At 40.5% G+C, this 405-nt stretch carries 1 protein-coding gene; it reads right to left on the reverse strand.

The annotated features are described in order from the left end of the window. Window positions 1-307, reverse strand: a 307-nt coding sequence (locus GPK90_RS18040) for a transposase (protein WP_215703606.1), incomplete at its 3' end; no start/stop codon positions are given. Window positions 308-405 lie beyond the last annotated feature (98 nt).

Here is a 405-nt window from a genome sequence, read left to right on the forward strand (position 1 = left end):
TTCCTTCCAGGAGGTACATAAAGTTGATATCCCGTTTGCATGCCTTTTGGATATCCCTGCTTGAGTAGATTCGATTCATTACTGCATAGATGACGAGTTTCAGCATCTGACGCGGCGTTGCCTGATTTTTTCTAATCCTGCTGTAAGTTTTATACAGTTCAGAAAGGTCCATTTCCTCCACAAAGGCACTTACCAGACGAACCGGATCATCAGATGGAATAGAAATCTCTAAATCCAGCGGAAGTTTGATTTGATAATACAGAGAAAAAGAGGTATAATCTCTCTGTATTATTTTGTTTAGTCGCATAAACTGATTATACCACGAGGGGCTGTCGCAAAATCATTAAAAACAGATGATTGAGCGGCAGCCTCTGCCGTTATAGACATAAACCGGGATGAAATCTA

The organism is Clostridium sp. MCC344 (assembly GCF_018785365.1).
Classification (GTDB): Bacteria; Bacillota; Clostridia; order Lachnospirales; family Lachnospiraceae; genus Pilosibacter.